This window comes from Streptomyces sp. AgN23 (assembly GCF_001598115.1).
GTDB lineage: Bacteria > Actinomycetota > Actinomycetes > Streptomycetales > Streptomycetaceae > Streptomyces > Streptomyces antimycoticus.
Genome location: NZ_CP007153.1, coordinates 9,361,490 through 9,381,125 on the forward strand (window position 1 = coordinate 9,361,490; position 19,636 = coordinate 9,381,125).

18 protein-coding genes are annotated in these 19,636 nt (G+C 72.1%); 7 read left to right on the top strand and 11 right to left on the bottom strand.

The window, feature by feature from the left end; genetic code table 11:
- Positions 1-93: 93 nt before the first annotated feature.
- Both ctaD and AS97_RS40555 read left to right on the top strand, forming a co-directional pair.
- A complete protein-coding gene (ctaD, locus tag AS97_RS40550; RefSeq protein ID WP_125758538.1) occupies positions 94-1,758 on the top strand; it encodes a cytochrome c oxidase subunit I in 1,665 nt (554 codons plus the stop codon).
- A gap of 2 nt (positions 1,759-1,760) precedes the next feature.
- Positions 1,761-2,108 (top strand): hypothetical protein, encoded by a 348-nt coding sequence (locus AS97_RS40555; RefSeq protein WP_063804884.1) that lies wholly within the window; start codon positions 1,761-1,763, stop codon positions 2,106-2,108.
- Here AS97_RS40555 and AS97_RS40560 read toward each other — a convergent pair.
- The 6 genes from AS97_RS40560 to AS97_RS40585 all read right to left on the bottom strand — a co-directional run bounded on the left by AS97_RS40560 (position 2,095) and on the right by AS97_RS40585 (position 8,491).
- The gene (locus AS97_RS40560; RefSeq protein ID WP_210566636.1) at positions 2,095-4,002 is read right to left on the bottom strand and encodes a transglycosylase domain-containing protein; all 1,908 of its coding nucleotides are present in this window, start codon (positions 4,000-4,002) and stop codon (positions 2,095-2,097) included. The genes AS97_RS40555 and AS97_RS40560 overlap by 14 nt on opposite strands.
- Before the next feature lie 139 nt (positions 4,003-4,141).
- A complete protein-coding gene (locus AS97_RS40565; protein ID WP_086706751.1) occupies positions 4,142-5,410 on the bottom strand; it encodes a HAMP domain-containing sensor histidine kinase in 1,269 nt (422 codons plus the stop codon).
- A gap of 1 nt (position 5,411) precedes the next feature.
- Positions 5,412-6,185 (bottom strand): two-component system response regulator CseB, encoded by a 774-nt coding sequence (gene cseB, locus AS97_RS40570; protein ID WP_197049106.1) that lies wholly within the window; start codon positions 6,183-6,185, stop codon positions 5,412-5,414.
- Positions 6,182-6,985: a hypothetical protein gene (locus AS97_RS40575; RefSeq protein WP_125758540.1), complete on the bottom strand. Its 804-nt coding sequence runs from the start codon at positions 6,983-6,985 to the stop codon at positions 6,182-6,184. Before AS97_RS40575 ends, cseB begins: the two co-directional genes overlap by 4 nt.
- 145 nt (positions 6,986-7,130) lie before the next feature.
- The gene (locus tag AS97_RS40580) at positions 7,131-7,754 is read right to left on the bottom strand and encodes a LuxR C-terminal-related transcriptional regulator (RefSeq protein ID WP_236669647.1); all 624 of its coding nucleotides are present in this window, start codon (positions 7,752-7,754) and stop codon (positions 7,131-7,133) included.
- Positions 7,755-8,053: 299 nt separating this feature from the next.
- Positions 8,054-8,491 carry a hypothetical protein gene (locus AS97_RS40585; RefSeq protein ID WP_210566637.1) on the bottom strand — a complete coding sequence of 146 codons (438 nt, stop codon included), beginning with the start codon at positions 8,489-8,491 and terminating at the stop codon, positions 8,054-8,056.
- Positions 8,492-8,501: 10 nt separating this feature from the next.
- Between AS97_RS40585 and AS97_RS40590 the strand changes: the two genes are divergently transcribed.
- The 4 genes from AS97_RS40590 to AS97_RS40605 all read left to right on the top strand — a co-directional run bounded on the left by AS97_RS40590 (position 8,502) and on the right by AS97_RS40605 (position 14,848).
- A complete protein-coding gene (locus AS97_RS40590; RefSeq protein ID WP_161500355.1) occupies positions 8,502-8,789 on the top strand; it encodes a hypothetical protein in 288 nt (95 codons plus the stop codon).
- Positions 8,790-8,868: 79 nt separating this feature from the next.
- Positions 8,869-13,410: an HAD-IC family P-type ATPase gene (locus AS97_RS40595; RefSeq protein ID WP_210566638.1), complete on the top strand. Its 4,542-nt coding sequence runs from the start codon at positions 8,869-8,871 to the stop codon at positions 13,408-13,410.
- Positions 13,411-13,502: 92 nt separating this feature from the next.
- Positions 13,503-13,736 carry a DUF6296 family protein gene (locus AS97_RS40600; RefSeq protein ID WP_059144584.1) on the top strand — a complete coding sequence of 78 codons (234 nt, stop codon included), beginning with the start codon at positions 13,503-13,505 and terminating at the stop codon, positions 13,734-13,736.
- Between the two features lie 110 nt (positions 13,737-13,846).
- On the top strand, positions 13,847-14,848 hold the full coding sequence (locus AS97_RS40605) for a sigma-70 family RNA polymerase sigma factor (protein WP_086706756.1): 1,002 nt from the start codon (positions 13,847-13,849) through the stop codon (positions 14,846-14,848).
- On the opposite strand, the gene AS97_RS40610 is transcribed toward AS97_RS40605, so the two are convergent.
- The 4 genes from AS97_RS40610 to AS97_RS40625 form a co-directional block, all read right to left on the bottom strand.
- Positions 14,747-15,199: an STAS domain-containing protein gene (locus tag AS97_RS40610; protein WP_210566639.1), complete on the bottom strand. Its 453-nt coding sequence runs from the start codon at positions 15,197-15,199 to the stop codon at positions 14,747-14,749. The genes AS97_RS40605 and AS97_RS40610 overlap by 102 nt on opposite strands.
- Before the next feature lie 173 nt (positions 15,200-15,372).
- Positions 15,373-16,074 carry a glycoside hydrolase family 75 protein gene (locus tag AS97_RS40615; RefSeq protein ID WP_059144587.1) on the bottom strand — a complete coding sequence of 234 codons (702 nt, stop codon included), beginning with the start codon at positions 16,072-16,074 and terminating at the stop codon, positions 15,373-15,375.
- A 157-nt stretch (positions 16,075-16,231) separates the two neighbouring features.
- On the bottom strand, positions 16,232-17,071 hold the full coding sequence (locus AS97_RS40620) for a class II fructose-bisphosphate aldolase (RefSeq protein ID WP_059144588.1): 840 nt from the start codon (positions 17,069-17,071) through the stop codon (positions 16,232-16,234).
- A 77-nt stretch (positions 17,072-17,148) separates the two neighbouring features.
- Positions 17,149-18,042, bottom strand: coding sequence for an SIS domain-containing protein (locus AS97_RS40625; protein ID WP_210566640.1), 894 nt, complete (start codon positions 18,040-18,042; stop codon positions 17,149-17,151).
- A 125-nt stretch (positions 18,043-18,167) separates the two neighbouring features.
- On the opposite strand from AS97_RS40625, the gene AS97_RS40630 reads away from it, so the two are divergent.
- Positions 18,168-18,953 (top strand): DeoR/GlpR family DNA-binding transcription regulator, encoded by a 786-nt coding sequence (locus AS97_RS40630; RefSeq protein WP_059144674.1) that lies wholly within the window; start codon positions 18,168-18,170, stop codon positions 18,951-18,953.
- Positions 18,954-19,077: 124 nt separating this feature from the next.
- On the opposite strand, the gene aroQ is transcribed toward AS97_RS40630, so the two are convergent.
- On the bottom strand, positions 19,078-19,563 hold the full coding sequence (aroQ, locus tag AS97_RS40635) for a type II 3-dehydroquinate dehydratase (protein WP_210566641.1): 486 nt from the start codon (positions 19,561-19,563) through the stop codon (positions 19,078-19,080).
- Between the last annotated feature and the right edge of the window lie 73 nt (positions 19,564-19,636).

Sequence of the window (19,636 nt, forward strand, 5' to 3'; positions counted from 1 at the left end):
GTCCGGCACACCTCGGATCATCACACCCCGGAGCGAGAAATAGGCAACAGCTCGCGCGGTGACGGTTCGAGGGGTGCCGGACACCTAGCGGTCATGAGGAACAACACCGTTGCCGCGGCGGCGCCGGCCGCCCCGCCGTCGCGCCGCCCCGGCCCAGGGTCCACGGCCGTCAGCTGGCTGACCACCACCGATCACAAGACGATCGGCACGCTCTACCTGATCACCTCGTTCGCCTTCTTCTGCATCGGCGGGGTGATGGCGCTGCTGATGCGCGCCGAGCTGGCCCGGCCGGGTTTGCAGATCATGTCGAACGAGCAGTTCAACCAAGCGTTCACGATGCATGGCACGATCATGCTGCTGATGTTCGCCACCCCGCTGTTCGCGGGGTTCGCCAACTGGATCATGCCGCTGCAGATCGGTGCGCCCGATGTGGCGTTCCCGCGGCTGAACATGTTCGCGTACTGGCTGTATCTCTTCGGCTCGCTGATCGCGGTGGGCGGGTTCCTGACCCCGCAGGGCGCGGCCGACTTCGGCTGGTTCGCCTACTCCCCGCTGTCGGACGCGGTGCGCTCGCCGGGGGCGGGCGCGGACATGTGGATCATGGGTCTGGCCCTCTCCGGCTTCGGTACCATCCTCGGCTCGGTCAACTTCATCACCACGATCATCTGCATGCGCGCTCCGGGCATGACGATGTTCCGCATGCCGATCTTCACCTGGAACGTGCTGCTGACCGGTGTACTGGTGCTGCTGGCCTTCCCGGTGCTGGCCGCCGCGCTGTTCGCCCTGGAGGCGGACCGCCAATTCGGCGCGCATGTCTTCGACGCGGCCAATGGCGGGGCGCTGCTCTGGCAGCATCTCTTCTGGTTCTTCGGCCATCCGGAGGTCTATATCATCGCCCTGCCGTTCTTCGGCATCATCTCCGAGGTCATTCCGGTCTTCTCCCGGAAGCCGATGTTCGGCTATATCTCGCTCATCGCGGCGACGATTTCCATCGCGGGCCTTTCGGTCACCGTCTGGGCACATCACATGTATGTCACCGGCGGTGTGCTGCTGCCGTTCTTCTCCTTCATGACGTTCCTGATCGCGGTGCCCACCGGTATCAAGTTCTTCAACTGGATCGGCACGATGTGGAAGGGGTCGCTGAGCTTCGAGACGCCGATGCTCTGGGCGATCGGATTCCTCATCACCTTCGTCTTCGGCGGCCTGACCGGCGTGATCCTGGCCTCGCCGCCGATGGACTTCCATGTCTCGGACACCTACTTCGTGGTGGCCCACTTCCACTACGTCATCTTCGGGACCGTGGTCTTCGCGATGTTCGCCGGATTCCACTTCTGGTGGCCCAAGTTCACCGGCAAGATGCTCGACGAGCGGCTGGGAAAGATCACCTTCTGGACCCTCTTCCTCGGCTTCCACGGCACGTTCCTGGTGCAGCACTGGCTGGGCGCCGAGGGAATGCTCCGCAGAATTCCCGACTACCTGGCGGCCGACGGCTTCACCACCCTGAACACCATCTCGACCATCAGCTCCTTCGTCCTCGGCCTGTCGTTCCTGCCGTTCCTCTACAACGTCTGGAAGACTGCCAAGTACGGCGAGAAGGTCGTCACCGACGACCCCTGGGGATATGGCCGTTCCCTGGAATGGGCGACCTCCTGCCCGCCGCCGCGCCATAACTTCGTCAGCCTGCCGAAGATCCGTTCCGAATCCCCCGCGTTCGATCTGCACCATCCCGATGTCGGCCAGAAGGAGAGTGTGGCGTGAGTATGGCCAGAGCCGCCGAGCCCCCCGGTATCGCCGCCGGAATCAACCAGATCGAGGGCTATCTGCTGCTGCAGACGGAGCGGGACGCGGCCCGGGAGCGGGCCCGCCGCCTCACCGCGCGGCTCGACTGGCTGACCTCCGCCCAGCGGGCGGAGGTCGAGCGGCTCTACCTCCAGGACCAGCTGGCCGTCACCGAGGAGACCCTGCGCAAGGTGGTGCGGCGCTGCGAGGAGCTGCGGGCGGAGTACCAGGAGGTCTACCGCACGCTGCGGCGCCGGCTGCTCCTGGTCTGCCTCCTCGGGGCCGCGACCCTGACCGGCGGCTTCGCCGCCGCCCTCACCGTCTGGTAAGCCCCTTCTGGGCCGGGTTCGGAATCGCCCCGGATTCGGGGCCGAAGTCGAACCAGGCCGCGGGCGCATGGCGCAGCGCCTGGTCGGTGTAGTCGCTCCAGAGCTCGGCGACCCGCTGGGCACTGGCGTTCTTCAGCCGGATCTGCTTCCGCTTCTCGGCGTCCTCGCCGAAGAGGGCGACCGCGGTGACCAGGTCCGGGGTGTAACCGACGTACCAGGCCGCCCTCTTGTCGTCGGAGACCCCGCCCTTGCCCGCCGAGGTCCGCCTGACGGCGCGTACCGCGTCCTTGCCGCCGTCCATGATGAGACTCCGGGTGATCTGCTGGGCCGCCGCCGGGGCGATCGCCTGATCGCCCACCGCCTCCGGCGGCCCGGCCGTCTCGTCGCCGCGCCGTGCGGACTTCACGATGCTCGGGGTGACCCGCTTGCCCTGGTGGTTGAACGAGGCGTAGACACCGGCCATCTTCAGCGGGCTCGAACCCATCAGCCCCAGCCCGACCGACTCCTTGGTGTCGAAGCCCCCGTCGGTGTCCATGCCGAGGGCCCGGGCGGTGCGCTTGATCTCGGACAGTCCGCCGGCGGCGGGTCCGTTGCGCATCTTGGCGTCCATGAAGGCGGCATCGGTGACCGGCTGGAAGGCGGAGCCCACCTGGTAGTCGCCGCGGGTCGCGTTGGACAGATAGTGCCGGGTGTAGTCCCGGCCGCCGTAGAGCGCGAGGATCCGCCCGTTCTTCGGGTCCATCGAGACCGCGCCGCCCTGGGTGGCGGCGGCGTCCGCGCGGGTCTGCTTCTCCTCGGCGGAACCGGCCGCCCGCGGCTTCCCCTTGGCGGAGCCGTCGAGGCCCTGCCGCATCGTCTTCTCCAGCGCCCGCTGTTTGGCCGGGTCGACGTTGAGGGTGATGGTCCAGCCGCCCGCGGCGAGTTCCTGTTCGCTGACGCCCGAGGCGATCAGCTCATTGCGGGCCGCGTCCACCAGATAGCCGGCCTGGCCGCCGAGACCGGGGGCGGGCTTGGGGTCGACCGGCACGGGGAAGCGCATGTGCTCGCGCTCCGTGGGGTCCAGCCAGTGCATGTCGGCCATGTTGTCCAGCACGTAGTTCCAGCGCCGGGTGACCAGGCGCTTGGCCTTCGGGCTCGCGACGGCCCAGTCGTACTGGCTGGGGGCCTGCACCAGCGCCGCCAGATACGCGCCCTGCTCGACCGTGAGGTCGTCGACGTCCTTGTCGTAGTACGCGCGGGCGGCGGCCTGGATCCCGTAGGCCACGCGGCCGAAGTAGCTGGTGTTCAGATACCCCGCGAGGATGTCCTCCTTGGAGTTGCGCTGGTCGACCTTGAGGGAGATCACCAGCTCCTTGATCTTGCGGCTGGCGGTCTGTTCCTGGCTCAGGTAGTAGTTCTTGACGTACTGCTGGGTGATGGTCGACCCGCCCTGGGTGCCCTTGCCGGCCACGGTGTTGACCAGCCCTCGCAGAATGCCCATCGGGTCCACGCCCGGGTCCTTGTAGAAGGACTTGTTCTCCGCCGCGACGAACGCGTGCTGCACGCCCGTGGGGATCCGGTCGAGGGTGACCATCTCGCGGTTGATCTCACCGGTGCGGGCGAGGATCGTGCCGTCGCCGTACTTGTAGACGTTGCTCTGCGCCTTCGCCTGGGCGTTGGCCTTGGGAACGTCGATGGAGTAGTAGAGCACGGTGAACGCCCCGATCAGCAGGGCGCACAGGCCGGCCACATAGGCGATCAGCTTCCGCCAGGTGAGGAACCGCCGGATGCCGGTCCGCTTCGGCTTTCCGCGTCTCCTCGCGCCGCGCTGTCGGCCAGGGGGTCTGGTGTCCCGCGGCGCCTGCTCCGAGTCCGGGGTGAACCGTTCGCGTAGTGCCGTGAGGGGACCTGCCATGCCGATTGCTCCTCTGTCGATCCCGGCCGCGAGGATTCGCGGGGGTCGGCGCACATCCTCCTCAGCGAAGATCTTCGAAACGGCAACGGGCGATCTCGGCCGGGGCTCGGCCGCTTCTCGACTTCCGCTCGATGGTGTATCAGCCGTGTATCGGTCCGGGCTCGGGTCGCTCGGGCAGGCGCAGCGTGGCGATCGCGCCGCCGTCCGGTGCGTTGCCGAACCGCAGCGTGGCGCCGATGACCTGAGCCTGTCCCGCCGCGATGGTCAGCCCGAGACCGTGGCCCCGGCCCCGTTCCCGGACTCCGGTGCGGAACCGCTGCGGGCCCTTCTCCAGCAGATCGTCCGGATAGCCGGTGCCATGGTCGCGGACGGTTACGGTCCGGCCGTCCGCCGCCACCGTCACCTCGACCGGTTCGCGGCCGTGGCGATGGGCGTTGACCACGAGATTGGTGACGATGCGGGTCAGCCGGCGGGGGTCGGTCCACACCTTCGGGCCGTCCGTGGGGTCCCGCGGCTCGCCGTCCTTCGCCCCGTCGGTGCGCAGGTGTGCCGACAGCCCGGTGCCGGCGATGGCCTCGTCGAGCACGGGCCCCAGGGGGCAGGGGGACAGATCGGCCTCCTCGGCGCCCGCGTCCAGCCGGGAGATCTCCAGCAGATCCTCGACCAGTGTGCTCAACACCCGCACCCGGTCGCGCACATACCCGGCCGCCTCCCCCGGCGGGAGCAGCTCGGCGGCGGTGACCAGGCCCATCAGCGGGGTACGCAGCTCATGCGCCACATCGGCGGTGAACCGCTGCTCGTCGAGCAGCCGCTCCTGCAGCGCGGCGGCCATCGAGTCCACGGCCCCGGAGATCTCGGCGATCTCGTCGTGCGGGCGGGCGGCGGCGGAGATCCGGGCGTCCAGGTCCCCGGCCGCGATCCGCCGCGCGGTGGCCGCCGCGAGCCGCAGCCGCCGGCTCATCCGCTCGGCGGTCAGCACGCCCAGGGGCAGCACCACGGCGGTGGTCATCAGCCCGGCCAGGATGATGTTGGTGTCCAGCGCGCCGATGTTGCGCATCGCGGTGCTCATGTCGACGCGTACGGACAGGATCTGGCCGTCGGCGGGCCGGGCCGCCCACATCGCGGGCCCGTCCGGGCCGGTGGTGTACTCGGTCCCCTGATGGCCCTTCTTCACCAGCCGCCGCAGCCCCGGGGGCAGCCCGGGTGCGTCCATCACCGCCCCGGAGCCCTGGACGCCGCCGGTGCGGGCGTAGCTGAGCGCGGCACGGTCGAGCGTGGTCCGCGCCCCGTCGCGCGCCTGGGACAGTTCGCGGTCGCGTGAGGCGTGGTGCACCAGTACCCCCACCGCGGCCGCCGCGGCACAGGTCGCGGCCGCCACCAGGGCCACGATCCGCCATCTCAGCGTCATCTCAGCGCCGCAGCTTGTATCCGAAGCCGCGGACCGTCTCGATCCGTTCGGCGCCTATCTTCGCCCGCAGCCGCTGCACATGGAGGTCGACCACCCGGGTGTCGCCCTGCCACGCGTGGTCCCAGACCCGGCTGAGCAGCGTACGGCGCTCCAGCACCACACCGGGCGAGCCGGCGAACTCCAGCAGCATCCGCAGTTCGGTGGGGGTCAGGGCGAGCGGCTCTCCCGCGCGGCGCACCTCCATGCCGAGGGTGTCGATGGTCAGATCGCCGAAGACGAGGGTGTCCAGCCCGGCCGCGCCGTACGGCTCCACGGCCCCGTTCCGCGTCTCGGCGTGCGGGGCGCGGGCCGCGGGGGTGAAGGAGGCGCGGCGCAGCAGCGAGCGGATACGGGCCACCAGGACCGCGCTCTCGCATGGCTTGATCACATAGTCGTCGGCACCCGCTTCGAGACCGGAGACGACGTCGAGGGTATCCCCGCGCGCGGACATCATCAGGATCGGCGCCAGGCTGAACTCGCGGACCCTGCGGCACAGTCCGATGCCGTCCAGCTCGGGCAGCATCACATCCAGGAGGAGCAGATCGGGCTGCTTCTCACGGAAAATCTCCAGCCCGGTGAGACCGTCGCCCGCGGTGGACACCGTGAAGCCGTAGCGCTCCAGGGCCATCCGCACCGTATTGCGGATCACCTCGTCGTCCTCGACGAGCAGCAGATGCGCCTCGGTCGGGGAGCCGGTGCCCGGGGCGGGGCCGGGTGGGAGGAAGCCGGTGGTCATCGCGTCGCCCTCTTCTCCGTACGGGGGCCCGGGGCCGCCGTGACGGCGCCGTCCGGCAGTGGTTCCGGTACGGCCTCCAGTGGTTCCGGTACGGCCTCGGGGTCGGCCCCCGGCTCGGTCGCCCGGGCGCCCGCGCCGTTCTCGGGCGTCACGGCCGCCATGACGCGGCCGTTCCAGCGGAAGCGCGTGGTGACCCGGCCGTCCTCGCCGGTTGCGCTGATCAGCAGATCGCGGCCGAAGGTTTCGCCGGTGAGACCCGGCGGGCCCCAGTAGATCAGCACGGGGCGGACCGTGCGGCCCGAGGCCGTGTAGACCTGAAGCAGCGTCCGATCGAGTCTCGGCAGATCGACCGCCACCACCTGTTCGTCCTTGCCGTCGCCGGTCAGATCGCGGTGGACGGCGCTCCGCAGCGGGCAGTCGCCACTGCCCGGGCACACGGAGATCTCCTTCTGCACCAGCGCCGGCACGTTGGGGTCGTTGAGCAGCAGGGCCTGCGCGGAGACGGCGGTCAGTCCGCCCGAGGGCAGCCGGAGTCTGCTCACCGGCAGATAGCGGTCGAAGTCCGGCTTCTGACGGGGCGACGACGCGGCCGAGGGAGTGTAGTGGGGCCACAGCGGAACCGCGCTGGCCGGTGCCGACAGCGAGGGCGCCGCGCCGTCGTCCCGCACCCCGGACTGGGCCGCGCACCCCGCGGCGGTCACGATGGCGCACGCGGCCGCCACGGCGGACAGCAGGCCGTGTGGCAGCCGGGGACGGGGGCGTTGTCGCGCGGTGCGCGACGCGTGGGGGAGTGAACGCATGGCCGTCCCAGAGTACTGAGCGGCGGAGGCGTCCCACGCCGGGCCCGTGAGTACCGGCCGGTAGGGGCGGGGTGGCCGAAACCGACAGGCCCGGGGCGGCACCGCCCCGGGCCTGTCGGAGTGACGTGGTGTCACATGCTCGGCCTCATTTGATGAATTCCGGACGCACCCGGGCCGGCCAGGTGCCCACGGTCAGCATGCCCGCCGCGTAGGCGCGCGAGACCAAGGCGGCCCGGTTGGGTGCCTTCATCTTCCGCAGCATCGATCCCACGTGGTATTCGACGCCCTGTCTGCTCAAGTAGAGCTTGGCGGCCATCTGCACGGTCGACGCGCCGGTGGCCACTCCCTCGAGTATCCGGGCCTCCAGCGGCGAGAGCAGCTTCTGGCCGGTGGCGGCGGGTGGCTCCTCGGGTCGGCCGTCATCCGGTTTGACCATCACGACGATGGCCGAGAGCCGGTCGGAACGGCCCTGGATGGCCGTGCCGGTCAGTTTGCCCGAGAACACCTGGCCGCGTGAGTGGCAGCCGAGGACGCGCTCGGTGAAGCGGGTGCGCCTGCCGTCGTGCAGCCGCGAGAAGTGTTCCCGCAGGACGGGGGAGGTGCTGGGGTGCAGCAGGTCGAACAGGCTACGGCCGCACAACTCAGCAGAGGATGCGCCGAAATGTCGGCAGAAGTCCTCGTCCCCGGCCATCACACGGAGGTCGGGGGCGAGCGTGGCCATTCCGGTGGCGTGCCGCGAGGCGGCGGCGGGCACTGCCTGTCCGGGCACTCGAGGGGCACTCTGAGCACTGTGGGGGAGGGCCAAGAGGAGTCACCGCTTTCAGTCGGTTCGTGACGGAGTGGTCAGTCCGTCTCGGGTGAACCCCCAGGTGACGGAGGGTCGGCGCACAGCGGGCCACGCAATGCGCCGGACCCCAGGGGGAATTCAGTGACGGGTGTTAGATCCGCTTCCTGGTGTATACCAACGCTACAGTGACTGTGGGGTGCCCGTTTCCAACAGAGTTGTGCCCGCTTTCTGCCCGCTTTGCGGACGGAACCGGCGGGAGGCGGGAGCCGCTGGTAGGAGCGCTACGCCGCGGCCTTGGCCGACTTGCGCGTCTTGGCGCGACTGTTGGAACGGCTGCTCTTCGAACGGCCCTCGGCGCGGCCCTCGGTGCGGCCCTCGGTGCGGCCTTCGGTGCCCCTCTCGGCCGGCGGGGCCATGATGCCGCCCTTGCGCAGCACCGCATAACCTACCCCGATGCCGACGGCCACCGGCCATTCGATGACCTCCACGGCACCCAGCGCGCCGAGCCCCACGTACAGCGGGAGTCCGCCCTTGGCGGGCAGCACCCGGCGGGCCATCTCGACCGGCTTCAGCGCCACCCTGGCCGCGCCCCCGGTCGCACGGGTGGTGGCGTGGCCGACCGTGTCGAAGGTCTCCTTCGTGGCGTGACCCACGGTGTCGAGGGTGCCCCTGGTGGCGTGCCCGACGGTGTCGAGCGTCTCCTTCGTCGCGTGACCCATGGTGTCGAGCGTGGGCACCGTGAGGGTCAGGCTGCGCCGGCCGTTGCTGCGCGACGTCTCCATGGCGCCCTTGGCGGCCTTCGCCGTCCGCTGCCGCTGCGTGGTCTTCGATGGCCTGGTGGTCTTCGTCGCCTTCTTCGTCTGCGAAGACTTCGACGTGGCCGACGTGGCTGCCGCGGTCCGGGGCTTCGTCGACTTGCCGCCGCCGCGCCCCGGTGCCGTCTTCTTCGCGGCTGTCGTGGAGCCGCGCTTGCGTGAAGTAGCGGGAGTGGTCACTGGTCTCACGTCCACACGGTGATGCCGGATTGAATCTTCTTCCTATTTCAGGGTAATAGGGATGGATCGGGCAGGCCGCCCGGGGAGCGGAGGTTCCCTCGATGTCACCGCTGTCACCGCTGTCACCGCTGCGTCTGCCCCTGGCGCCCCTGCGGCTGCTGCCCCTGCCACCCCTGCAGCTCCTCGCGCCCATCAAGGCCGGTGTGGCCGCGGGTATGCGGGATGCCGCCGGAGCCGTCGGGCGGCTGGTCCGGCCCTCCCAGCGGGGGGTCTGGTCCTACCCGGGGCGGTACTACATCGAGGTCCGCGGGGTGCACGGCATCGGGGGCGAGCAGGTGGCCCGCCGGGTGGAACGGGCCCTCGAGGAGCATCCGCGGGTGCGGTGGGCACGGGTCAACGCGCCCTCCGAGCGGGTCGTGGTGGCCGTGGGCAAACCGCCCCCGTCCGAGCAGGACCTGATCGCACGGATCGAGCGCGCGGAGGTCCAGGAGCCCGTCGCGCCCACCGAGGAGTTCGACGAGTGGGCCCCGGAGCCGCGCCACCCGTCCGGCGGTGCGAAGGAGGCCCAGTCGCTGGCCGTCGTGGCGGCGGACGTCGTGGGGCTGAGCGTCGCCACCGCCCTGCGTCTCGCCCCGTGGCTCAAACTGCCGACCGAGGTGGCCGCGACCCTGTCCATCATCCAGAACCACCCCCGCCTGCGGCGGCTGGCCCTGGCCGTCACCCGCGGGCAGCCCACCGAGGCGGCACTGCCGGTGCTGACCGCGCTGGCCCAGGGCGTGGCCACCCGGGGCGGAGGGCTCGCGCTCGACCTCATCCAGCGGATGGCCCTGTGGCGGGAGGCGGAGGCGGAGGGCCGGGCCTGGGCGGCGATGGAGCCACAGCTGGTGCTCGGCCCCCAGGACGTGGTGGCCGAGCCCATCGTGGTCGAGCGGCCCGGAAAGCCCCCCAAGGACACCGTGGAGCGCTTCGCGGAGCGCTCCATGGCCGCAGGGGCCGCGGCCGGCGTCCTCGCGTCCCCGTTCGCCGGTCCGCGCCGCGGATTCGCGGTCGCGTTCTCGTCCGTGCCCAAGGCGCCGGGGGCCGGCCGGGAGGGGTTCGCGACCAGCGTCGGCCAGTTCCTCGCCCTGCGCGGCGTCCTCGCCATGGACCGCAGCAGTCTGCGGCGGCTGGGGCGGGTCGACACCGTGGTGCTGGACGAGGCGGCGCTGCGCGGCGACCGCTACGAGCCCGTCGACCTGGAACTCCTCGGCGGCGCCGACCCCGAGCGGACCGCCGAGCGGCTCTTCGGCCTCTTCGACCCCGAGGAGCCCCTGGAGACCCGCCACGATAACGGATGGGTGCTCGGCTCCCTGGACCGGCTGGAGCTGACGGGCCGCACCGGGCAGCAGACCGCGGCACGGCTCCGCCGCAGGGGCAGCGAGCGGGTGCTCGGCCTGGCCCGGGGACCCAGGCTCCAGGCGGTGGTGGGCCTCGCCCCGCAGACCGTGCCGGGCGCCGAGGCCGTGGCGGCCGCCGCCCGCCGGGCGGGATCGCACATCGTCCTGGCCACCGACCGGCCCCATCCCACGGGCTTCACCTTCGCCGACGCCGTGGTGCCCTCCGGCCGCCGCCTCGTGGCCTCCGTACGCTCCCTGCAGGCCGACGGCGCCGTGGTGCTGCTGCTCTCCGGCAACCGCCGGGCCCTGGGAGCCGCCGACTGCGGCGTCGGCGTGCACCGTGACGGCGAGCCCCCGGCCTGGGGCGCCCATCTGCTCGTCGGCGCCGACCTGGAGTCGGCCGGGCTCATCGTGGACGCCGTGGGCGTGGCCGCGCGGGTCGACCGGGAGAGCGCCCTGCTGTCGGCGGGCGGCAGCGCCGTCGGCGCGGTGGCCGCCCTCCAGGCAGCCCCGAACCAGACCACCGCCCGCGCGGCGGCGGCGGGCACCACCGCGGGGACCCTGGCCTTCGCCCTGGGCCACTGGCGGGCGCGCCAGCTCCTCGCCCGGCCCATGGACCCGCCGGTGACCACCATCCCCTGGCATCTGATGCCCGTTCCCCGGGTGCTGGAGCGCCTGGACGCCGACCCCGACGGCCTCACCCCGGAGGAGGCGACCGCCCGCACCGCGCTGGGGCCGCGCCGTGGCGAGCCCACCCGCACCACCCTGCCCGCCGCGTTCATCGAGGAGCTGGCCAACCCCCTGACCCCGGTCCTCGCCGCCGGGGCCGCCCTGGCCGCCGCCGTGGGCTCGCGCACCGACGCCGCGCTGGTGGCCGCCATCACCGGCATCTCCGCCCTCGTCGGCGGATTCCAGCGGGTCAGGACCGAGCGGGCGCTGTCCGAGCTGTTCGCCCGGTCGGCGATCGGCGCCCGGGTCCGCCGGGGCGGTACGGAACGCCTCGTGACCGCCGGGGACCTCGTCCCCGGCGACATCGTCATGCTGGGCCCCGAGGACGTGGTGCCCGCCGACTGCCGGCTGCTCGAGGGCGAGGGACTCGAGGTCGACGAGTCCTCGCTGACCGGCGAATCCCTCCCGGTGAGCAAGGATTCGGCGCCGGTCGTCGGAGCGCACATCACCCAGCGCCGGTCGATGCTCTACGAGGGCACCACCGTCTCCGCGGGGCGCGCCGTGGCCGTCGTCGTGGCCACCGGACCGGCCACCGAGGTCGGCCGGAGCCTGGCCACCGCCCGCCAGGCCGCCCCCGTCACCGGGGTCGAGGCGCGGCTGACCTCGCTCACCCGGTCCAGCGTGCCCATCGCGCTCGGGTCCGCCGCCGCGGTCGCCGGTGCCGGACTGCTGCACGGCCTCCCGCTCACCGAGAACCTCGCCTCCGCCGTCAACCTGGCCGTCGCCTCCGTCCCCGAAGGGCTCCCGTTCCTGGTCAACGCGGCCCAGCTGGCCGCCGCCCGCCGGCTGGCCGACCTCGGCGCCCTGGTCCGCAACCCCCGCACCATCGAGGCGCTCGGCCGCGCCGATGTGCTGTGCTTCGACAAGACCGGAACCCTCACCGAGGGCAACCTCCAGCTCGCGGCCGTCAGCGACAGCGGCGGCCCGCTCCCCGCCGACCGGCTCGACGCGCCCCGTAAGGCGGTGCTCGCCGCCGCCCTGCGCGCGACCCCGCCGGCCCGCCAGGCCGAGCCCATGGCGCACCAGACCGACCGCGCGGTGAGCGTCGGGGCGCGCCGGGCGGGGGTCGGGGTGCGGCGCGGAGCGCCCCGCTGGCGCCGTACCGACGCGCTGCCCTTCGAACCCTCCCGCGCCTACCACGCCACCACCGGGCGCACCGTGCACGGCCCGCTGCTCAGCGTCAAGGGCGCGCCCGAGGGCGTCCTGGACCGGGTCGCCCGGCGGCGCACCCCGGGCACCGGCCAGACCACCGAACTGGACGCGGAGGGCATCAGGAAGCTGGGCGAGACCGCGGAGGAGCTGGCCGGCGCCGGGCGCCGGGTGCTCGCGGTGGCCGAGCGGCGGATGCGGGAGGGCGAGCAGCTGACCGACGAGGCCGTTCGGGACCTGGACTTCCTCGGTTTCATCGCCATCGCCGACCCCGTGCGCACCAGCGCCGCCCCGGCCCTCGCGCGGCTGCGCGAGTCCGGTGTGCAGACCATGATGCTCACCGGCGACCACCCCGCCACCGCGGACGCCATCGCGGCGCCCATCATGGACCTCCCCGAGCCGAAGGTGTGCACCGGTCCGGAGCTGGACGAGATGGACGACGCGGAACTGGACGAGCTGCTGCCGACGGTGGACGTGATCGCCCGGTGCAGCCCGCACCACAAGGTCCGGATCGTCCAGGCGTATCAGCGCCTCGGCCGGGTGGTCGCGATGACCGGGGACGGCGCCAACGACGCCCCCGCGATCCGGCTGGCGGACGTCGGGATCGCCCTGGGGCGGCGCGGCACCCCCGCCGCGACCGCCGCGGCGGACCTGGTCGTCACCGACGACCGCCTGGAGACGATCGTCTCGGCCCTGATGGAGGGGCGCGCCATGTGGGCCTCGGTGCGCGCGGCCCTCGCCATCCTCATCGGCGGCAACTTCGGCGAGGTCACCTTCAGCGTGGCCACCTCCGCCCTGACCGGCACCACACCCCTGAGCGCCCGTCAGATCATGCTGGTCAACCTGCTGACCGACCTCGCGCCCGCGCTCGCCATCGCGGTGCGCGAGCCGACCGGGCACACCGGCGAACGGCTGCTCAAGGAGGGCCCCAGCCGCTCCCTGGGCGCGGCGCTGACCAAGGAGATGCTGCTGCGGGGCGTCATCACGGCCGCCGGGGCCGGACTGGCGTGGACCGGCGCCCGGGTCACCGGCAGAGGCCGCCGGGCCGGTACGGTGGCGCTCGCCGCGCTGGTCGGCACCCAGCTGGCGCAGACCCTGACCACGGGCGGCCTGGACCGGCACGTCCTGATCGCCGGGCTGGGCTCGGCCGCGGTGCTCGCGGCCATCATCCAGACCCCGGGCGTCAGCCAGTTCTTCGACTGCACCCCGCTCGGCCCGGTCGCCTGGGCCATCACCCTGGGGTCCATCACCGCGGCCACCCTCTTCGGCCCCATCCTGGCGCCGCTGCTGCGGCTGGAGACAGCGCCTCCCGAAGCGGATCGAGCGGAGGATGCGGCCGAGAGCGCGGACGCCGCCGACGGGGCGGAGGCGACCCCCGCATCGCGGTGACCACTGAACCTCTTGCGCCACCCGGCCCGAGCGATAGTGTTGAATGTCCCGGTTTGAGATGACGAGGGCGTGTCGGTGTGGAGGAGGGTGTGATGCGGAGCCGAGAGAGGTATGAGCTGATCTTCGTGAACGCGACCGCCCCGGACACCGAGGACGTCGTGGTGGTGCACCGTACGGACAGCAGCGGTCCGGGCGGACACCCCGTCTACGCGGACGACACCGGCATCGTGCGGGCGGAGATCAGCGACCGCGACGAGGTGCGGATGATCGCCAGCGGCGGCCATCAGGTGCACGCCGCCGCGGTCAGTGCCCGCCCGGTGTCCTGAGACACCCGTCCGGTGCCCGATGCGTCTGTCGTCTCCGCAGGTCGGCGCCGTTGTCAGTGGTGCCCGCTACGTTTGCCCCATGGGAGTCCGAAGAGCGATGAGGTGCGGCGATGAGTGATGTAGCGGCGGTGGACGGCGCGACCGGTGTCGAGCTCCAGTTGGAGCCGTACCGCACGCAGCTGACCGGTTACTGCTATCGGATGCTGGGCTCGGCCTTCGAGGCCGAGGACGCCGTCCAGGAGACCATGGTGCGCGCCTGGCGGGGTCTGGACCGCTTCGAGGGCCGCTCCGCGCTGCGGTCCTGGCTCTACCGCATCGCCACCAATGTCTGCCTGGACATGCTCAACGGGAGCAAGCGCCGGGCCCGGCCCATGGATCTGACCTCCGCGGCCACCCCCTTCCCGGCCGCGCTCGCCGAGCAGCCGGAAGCCACCTGGATCGGGCCGGTCCCGGACGGCCAGGTGCTGCCGGACGGGGGAGACCCCGCCGAGGTGGCGGCCCAGCGGGACGCGGTGCGGCTCGCGTTCATCGCCGCGCTGCAGCACCTGGCGCCCCGTCAGCGGGCGGTGCTGATCCTGCGCGAGGTGCTGGCGTGGAAGGCGAGCGAGGTCGCCGAGCTGCTGGGCACCACCGTCGCGTCCGTCAACAGCGCGTTGCAGCGCGCCCGGGCCACCCTCGCCGCGAGCGAGATCAGCGACTCCGACCCGGTCAAGCCGCTGGACGCGGAGCAGCGCGCCCTGCTGGCCCGCTATGTGGACGCCTTCGAGCGCTATGACCTGGACTCCCTCACCGCCCTGCTGCACGAGGACGCCACGCTCTCCATGCCGCCGTACGAGCTGTGGCTGCGCGGCCACGAGGACATCCGCCAGTGGCTGCTGGGCCATGGCATCGGCTGCCGCGGCTCACGTCTGGTCCCGACCGTGGCCAACGGCATGCCCGCCTTCGGCCAGTACCGTCCGAGCGGCACCGGCGGCGGCCATGAGGCCTGGGCGCTTCAGGTCCTCGAGATATCAGGGGGCCGGATCACCGGGCTCAACTCCTTCCTGGACACCGAGCGCCTCTTCCCGCTGTTCGGCCTCCCCACCCAGCTCGAGCCCCAGGGCGTGGCCTGACCCCGGGGGGTGACCCGGCGCCGCAGGGGCGGTCAGGGCCTCGTCCAGCCCCGTCCAGGCGAGCAGCCGCCGCAGTTCGCCGCAGGCGTTGCGGAGCTGGATCCCGCGCCCCAGCCGGCCTGCGGTCAGCCGCAGCCGGGCCAGGGCCTCGAGCACGGCCAGGTCTGGCCGGCCCACCCCGCCCACGTCCACGGCGACCGGCCCCGGCCCGGCCCGGCGCGCCAGCGCGGACAGCCGTTCGCACAGCCGCTCCACCTCGGCGCGGGTGACCGGCCGGTCCAGGACCAGCACGGCCGGGGACGGCGGGGGCGGGGACGGCGTGGGCGGCTTCTCGGACTCGGGACGGGCCAACGTCCACCTCCTGTCGTGGTGTTCATCGGTGAAGACCGCCCGGCTGAGGAAAAGTCATCGGCCGTCGCCCCTCCGGCCGCGCCCCGCGATGCCGTCGCTCCGCGCACGCACAACAGTGGTGCACGGCCGTCAAGGGCCGTGCACCACAGTCCGTTCGCCGCCGGGTGGCGGGGTCAGTTGTTCTGGATGAACTGCTTCGCCAGACCGTCGCCGACCGACACGGCCTTGTCGTGGTTCTCGATCGGGGAGACGGAGGAGTTCTTGAAGACGATGTACGTCACCCCCGATTCGGCGCCGCCGGTCTCCGGGTCGGGGTCGATGCCGAGCGCGTTGGCCGTGGCGTAGGACGCCTCACCGATGATGTTCGTCGGCCCGGTGTCGCCCACCACCGCGTACTGCACCTTGTTGTTGTAGATGACCGCGACCACACCGCCGCCCTTGATGCCGGACTTGGTGTAGTCCCAGGTGGAGCTCGGGCTCGGCACCACGACATACGGCAGCTTGTCGGCGATGAGGGGCTCGCCGTCCGACTGGTGGAAGGCGGTGTCGTCCTGGAACCACGGGTCGGTGTCCTCGTTGCACCGGGAGGTCACCTGGCCATCGCAGTCGATGTCCAGGTCGGCCTTCCAGAAGACCGCCCCATTGGCACCGCAGACCGGGATGTTGGCCGATGTCTCGTCGTCGGTGCGGTACTTGCCGCTGGATATCTGTGAACAGCCCTGCACCTTGGCGAGCAGCTGCGCCGCGGTGACCGTGCCCTCCTTGGTGGACGCGGGGGCCGGTGCGGGGCCCCGGGTGGTGGCATGGGCGCCGGCGGTGACGGAGCCGGCCAGCAGTCCGGCCGCGGCGAGTACGAAAGCGAAACGCTTGCGCATAGGACACCCCTTTGTTAGGAACCTTTCCTAACCTCGTCGGGCATCCTGGCGAGTTGATAAGCTCATGTCAATACGCCCGTCGTACGCCCGGCCGGGGAAGCCGATGCGTGATGCCGCGCGAATCGGCCGCGTTCGGAGCGCCTTCCGGCAGGGCCTCTCAGTGCGTGGCCCGCACCAGCTTCAGCAGCCGGGTCACCTCGCGCGCCACCGCGTCACGCGCGGCCGCCACATACCGGCGCGGGTCGACCACCTCGGGGTGGCCGGCGAGATGGTCGCGGATCGCCCGGGTGAAGGCCACGTTCAGATGGGTGGCGATGTTCACCTTCGTCAGCCCCGCCTCCACGGCCCGGGTCAGATCCGCCTCGGGCACCCCGGAGGAGCCGTGCAGCACCAGCGGTACGGGCACGGCCGCGCGCAGCGCCGCGACCAGCGGCAGATCCACCACCGCGGCCTTGACGACCATGGCGTGCGAGGTGCCCACGGCGACCGCGAGCGCGTCCACCCCCGTGGCCGCCACATAGGCGGCGGCCTCGGCCGGATCGGTCCTGGCGCCCGGTGCGTGGACGCCGTCCTTGCCGCCCACCTCGCCCAACTCGGCCTCCACCCACACCCCGTGGGCATGGCAGTCGGCAGCCACCTCGGCGGTGGCCGCCACATTGCCGTCGTACTCCAGGGCCGAGGCATCGAACATCACCGAGCCGAAGCCGAGGTCCACCGCCTCCCGCACCAGCTCCGGCCCGGTGGCGTGGTCCAGATGCACCGCCACCGGCACCCGGGCCGCGCGGGCCACCTCCACGGTCGCCCGGCCGATGGCGGCCAGGGCGCCGTGATACCGCACCGCGTTCTCGCTGATCTGCAGGATCACCGGCGCGCCCGCCGCCTCGGCCCCGGCCACGATCGCCTGGGCGTGCTCGATCTGGATGACATTGAACGCACCCGCGCCGAGCCCGGCGCGTGCGGCCGTCCCGACGATCTCTCCGGTGGCCACCAGTGGCATCTACCGGCTCCTTCCGCCCGTTTCCGTGTTCCGGCCGTTTCCGTGTTCGTTCGGTTCGCGTGCTTCGTCGGTCCCGCTCAGCCGAGGATCACCGAGCGGGTGAGATGGCGCGGCTCGTCGGGGTCGAGCCCGCGCGTCGCCGCGATCGCGACCGCGAGCCGCTGCACCACGACCAGTTCGGCCAGCGGGTCACGGCCGTAGCCGGCGACCCGGCCGCCGGTGCGGGTGATCTCCTGATCCGCCACATCCGAGGCCCCCTCGCCCAGCCACCACACCACGCTCCGTGGGCCGGTCACGCTGATCGGGCCATGCCGGTACTCCTTGGCCGGATACGCCTCGGTCCACGCCCCCGCCGCCTCGCGCATCTTGAGCGCGGCCTCCTGGGCGACCCCGTAGGTCCAGCCCCGTCCGAGGAAGGTGAACTGCCCGGCGTCCACCAGAGCCCCGGGCAGCGGCTCGGCGAGCGCCGCCTCGCCGTCCGCCTCCAGGTGCTCCAAGGGCGCGCCCAAGTGGGCCCGGAGCAGGGCGAGTTCGCTGGTGGCCCAGCGGGTCTGCACCACCGACCGCTCATCGGCGAAGTCGAGCACGACCGCGGCGTCCGCGGCGCCCACGACCGGGGAGTCGGGGACCGCCGTGATGACGGTGGTGGGCACCCGGCCGCGCACCGCGCCGAGCAGCTCCAGTACCTCGGTCGTGGTGCCGGACCGGGACAGGGCCACCACCCGGTCGTAGGCGCGCCCGGCCGGCATCTCCGACGCGGCGAACGCGTCCGTCTCGCCCTGGCCGGCCGCCTCGCGCAGCGCCGCGTACGACTGGGCGATGAACCACGAGGTGCCGCAGCCGACGACGGCGACCCGCTCACCAGGCCGGGGCAGCGCCGCCGGTACGGGCCCCTCCGGATCCCGGGCCAGGGCGATGGCGCGCCGCCAGCAGTCGGGCTGGCTCGCGATCTCGGCCCCGGTGTGGCGCATGGGACTCCCCTCGTCGCACGGTGACCCGAGCATTTTCATGCGCGGAGTTGTTTCGTACGAGCAGATAATGCGCAGGATCACGCACGAAAGTCCAGAGCCGATGTGCACGGGGTAGGGTGATCGACGTGAAACGGCCCGAGCGCTGGAACGCCCTGCTGGATCTGCTGACCAGGGACGGCAGGATCGATGTGGAGGAGGCGGCCGCCGAACTGGCGGTGTCCGCCGCGACCATCCGGCGCGACCTGGATGAGCTCGCTCAGCAGCAGATGCTGACCCGTACCCGGGGCGGCGCGGTCGCGCAGAACCTCTCGTACGACCTTCCGCTGCGCTACAAGACCGCCAGGCGCGCTTCGGAGAAGCAGCGGATCGCCGCGGCCGCGGCCCGTCTGGCCGAACCGGGCTCGATCGTGGGGCTCAACGGCGGGACGACCACCACCGAGGTCGCCCGCGCCATCTCCCTGCGCGGCGATCTGTCCGCCCCGGGCGGCGGACCGGCCGTCACGGTCGTCACCAACGCTCTGAACATTGCCAGTGAGCTGGCGGTGCGTCCCCAGGTCAAGATCGTGCTCACCGGCGGGGTCGCCCGTCCGCAGTCCTTCGAGCTGATGGGGCCGCTGGCCACCGGGGTGCTGGGCCAGGTGTCGCTGGATCTGGCGATCCTCGGCGTGGACGCGCTGGACACGGTCCAGGGCGCGACCGCCCACCATGAGGGGGAGGCCAGCATCAACCACCTCATGGCCGGCCGGGCGGCCCGGGTGGTGGTCGTGGCGGACAGCTCCAAGCTGGGCCGCCGGGCGTTCGCCCGGATCTGCGCGCTGGAGGAGATCGATGTGCTGATCACGGACACCGGCGCCGGTGCGGAGCTGGTCGCTCCGTACACCGAGGCCGGTGTCCAGGTGATCAGGGCCTGACGCGCGGACGAGCCTGGCGCGCCGGGCGGTCCTGAAGCGCCGGGCGGTCCTGAAGCGCCGGACGGACCCGGAGTGCAGGACGGCCCGAAGTGCAGGACGGGCCCGTAGCGCCGGACGCCTACGCCTACACCTGCGCCTGCGCCTTGGCCGAGGCCAGCAGGGCGGCTACGCGCTCGACGGCGAACGCGTAGCCCTGCACACCGCATCCGGCGATCACCCCGTTGGCCAGCGCGGAGACATAGGAGTGGTGCCGGAACGCCTCCCGCTGGTGGATGTTGGAGATGTGCACCTCCACGATCGGCAGACCGTCGCAGGTCGCCAGGGCGTCGCGCAGCGCGACGGAGGTGTGGGAGTAGCCCGCGGGGTTGATGATGACCGCCCCGTGGTGCTCACGCGCCTCATGGACCCAGTCGATCAGCTGCCCCTCGTGGTTGCTCTGCCGGCAGTCGGTCGTCAGACCGTGCGGGGCGGCTGTCACGGCGACCAGTTTCTCGATGTCGGCCAGGGTGTCCGTGCCGTAGATCTCGGGTTGCCGGCGGCCCAGGAGGTTCAGATTCGGCCCGTTCAGGACCATGATCGTGGAACGGTCGCGCACGGGGGTGGTCGCCATGGCGTGGTGGTCCTTCCTGGGCGGTCGGTACGTCGAGGGCGGTTCACCAAAGACACCGGCCCGCGACGCATCG